1 protein-coding gene is annotated in these 3,204 nt (G+C 34.1%); it reads left to right on the top strand.

Annotated elements, in window-relative coordinates; all coding sequences use genetic code 11:
• The coding region (locus tag QZ657_RS02725) for a carbohydrate binding domain-containing protein (RefSeq protein ID WP_291964826.1) at positions 1-3,204 on the top strand (3,204 nt) is incomplete at both ends.

The raw sequence follows: 3,204 nt of genomic DNA, 5'->3' as shown, positions 1-3,204 counted from the left end.
CAGGATTTTCGCAGACCAACCTTATTTCCAATGGTGATTTTGAGAATTGGACTGGTAATCAATTAGATGATTGGACTTTCAACAACAGACCTCCAATTAGAGTTCAAAATGATTTCAGTAGCGGCTCTAATTCTATTGAGATATGGAATATTTCGTCATCGCCAATATCAATGTCCATAGTTAACCAAAATACTAATTTAGAGGCTGGAAAATTATATGTAATTATTATTGACTCTAAAACAACAACATCTGGAGGTACTGGGAATAGTAAAGGTTATAGTTATAATCTTAAAATAAATAACGGAGTTGCAACTACACCATTAATCGAAAGACAGGAATGGGAAACTTCCCAACAAACATTCACTGCTATCGGAAATGGATCTGACACTATTGAACTTTCCATAAATAGTTATAGTGGTGGAATGTTGAATGTACTCATAGATAATATCAGAATATTCGATGTAGAACAACTTAATCAAAATACATCGGACAAAGCAGCACTTATAGCTTTTCATAATAGCACGGGAGGTCCAAATTGGAAGAACACATGGGACATAAATTCAGATATGAATTTTTGGTACGGAATCAAAGTGGATTTAGCTGGTCGTGTTACCGAAATAAATTTAAAATCCAACAATCTACAAGGAACACTACCTGCAGAATTAGGTAATCTAACAGAATTAAAAAAACTGGAACTCAATAGAGATTTTCAATATCTTGAAGAAGTAAACAATCTAAATGGTGCTATTCCTTCTACTTTTCAAAATCTAAAGAAATTAGAGGTTCTGAACCTTTCTTATAGTGGTCTTACAGGAAGTATTCCTTCTGAAATTGGTGAAATGACAGCACTGAAAGAATTAATTTTAAGTTTAAATAATTTTTCTGGCACTATTCCCCCTTCATTAGGCAATCTTAGCAACCTTAAAAATTTTGATGCAAATTACACGACTTTGTCCGGTAACATTCCTTCAGAATTAGGTCTATTGACCAATTTAGAAAATTTAAATCTAACAGGTAATCAACTATCAGGTTCTATTCCATCATCACTAGGACAATTGATAAATTTAAAAGAGTTAGCATTACCTGGAAATAATTTAACAGGAGCAATACCCACTTCATTAAACCAATTGGCTCAGCTTGAGAAATTAAATCTGGCCCTAAATGAGCTATCAAGTACAATACCAGAAAGCATTTCTCAATTAAGTAATCTAAAAGAATTAAATTTAAGCAGTAATAATCTAGTGGGACCAATTCCCGTACAACTAAGTCAGCTAAGCCAATTAGAATCTTTATATTTAGATCGCAATAATCTCACAGGAAATATTCCCAAAGAATTGGGCTTATTAATTAATTTGCAAAGATTATCTCTAAGAGACATAAATCTCACTGGCACAATACCTCCCGAATTGACCAACCTCACTAATCTAGAGAGGTTATATTTAAGCAGCAATAATTTAGATGGAGAAATTCCATCAAATTTTTCACAATTAACCAATTTAAGAGAATTTTCCCTTAGTCACAATAATCTGAGTGGTACCGCACCCTCTGTATCTAATAACAACATTTATTATGGTTTACAAGCCAATAATTTTATTTTTGAAGACTTTCCGTCAAATACTAACAACCAAGCAAGCACAAGATATTCTCCACAGTCTAAGGTTGGCGAAATATCAATAACCACCCTCGTAGAAGGTGGCACTTTTAACCTTGAAGTTACAGAAACTACACATGACAATAACACATATCAGTGGAGAAAAGACGGTGTTGATATTTCTGGAGCAATAAGTTCAAACTTAACAATTGAAAATATAAAACCTACTGATGCAGGTGATTATGATTGTATTATAAAAAACACTTTACTTACAGAATTAACCCTTGAGAAAGAACCTATTACTTTAAACGTATTATCAAATGACGATGATAACGATGGTGTAATTAATAGCAATGACCAATGTCCAAATACACCATCTGGTAATACCGTAGACAGCCAAGGTTGTATAGTAAGCAACAACAATCAAGTTAATTACGCACAGAATTTTAGTTTTGAAAATTGGTCAACAAACCCGGCTACGCCTGAAGATTGGACTATTGAAAATGAAAATAGCATTATTCAAAGTACGGATGCCACAGACGGATCTTCATCTTTAGAGCTAGATTTAGATAATTCTCTACAATTTAAAACAGAACTCATAAATACTACTGCTATTCAATTAGCAACCAACACAACTTATACCTATGCCTTTGACTACAAAATAAAAAGAGGCACGGACGTTAGTGCTGAAATTCATATATCAAAAGACGGAAACCCATATGGAATACCTTTATTAAGAGAGTATACAACTTTTAATACGGATGGCAACTGGCATACTTTCTCTTTTGATTTTGACACAAACGATACAGATGAATCGCATATTTTTAGACTTATTTTCAGAGCTAACACCACGGAAACAGGTATAATCATTCTTGACAACCTTAGGGTTTTAGGAGATCCTTTACCAGATGCGGATAATGATGGTGTTTTAGATAATAATGATCTATGCCCAAACACTTCTGATACTGCTCTTGCTGTAGATGATGATGGCTGTGAAGTTACAATAGATGGTTCAAATCTATTAGAAGACCCTAGTTTTGAAGATTGGTCTTATGGGGGTGGCACTAATTTGTCAAAATGGGGTATTTATATCCAATTAGGGAGCTGGGTAAAAAACACAGACATTAGTGATAATCTACAATATAGTGTGGAGTTAATTACAGGTGGTGCTTCATCAAATTCAATATTCCAAAACGAATTGCAGTTCTACAAAGGTGTAGAATATATAATCTCAATAGATTATCAAGTACTAGAAGGCACTTTCACCACTTTACAACTTGAGTTGACAGAAGGCGGTATATTTGGTGATATTGTTGCTGAATTTAGCACTATACCTAGCTCGTCAGGTTGGCAAACTTTTTCAACAACTTTTACACCAACATCTAACGAAATGTTAGATTTAGGTATTAGAGTTGAATCTGATCAAACCGGAGACAGAATTTTATTAGACAATACCATAATTAGGGCAAATGTTACTGCCGTTGGAGATGACGATAATGACGGAATAATCAACACTAATGACAACTGCCCAAATACTCCAGCAGGAGATACAGTTGATGAAAATGGATGCACAGTAACCACAATAACAGATTCTGACAACGACGGTGTTGCAG

Source organism: Maribacter sp. (assembly GCA_020629415.1).
GTDB classification, from domain to species: Bacteria; Bacteroidota; Bacteroidia; order Flavobacteriales; family Flavobacteriaceae; genus Maribacter; species Maribacter huludaoensis.
This window is presented reverse-complemented; position numbering and strand designations above follow the sequence as displayed.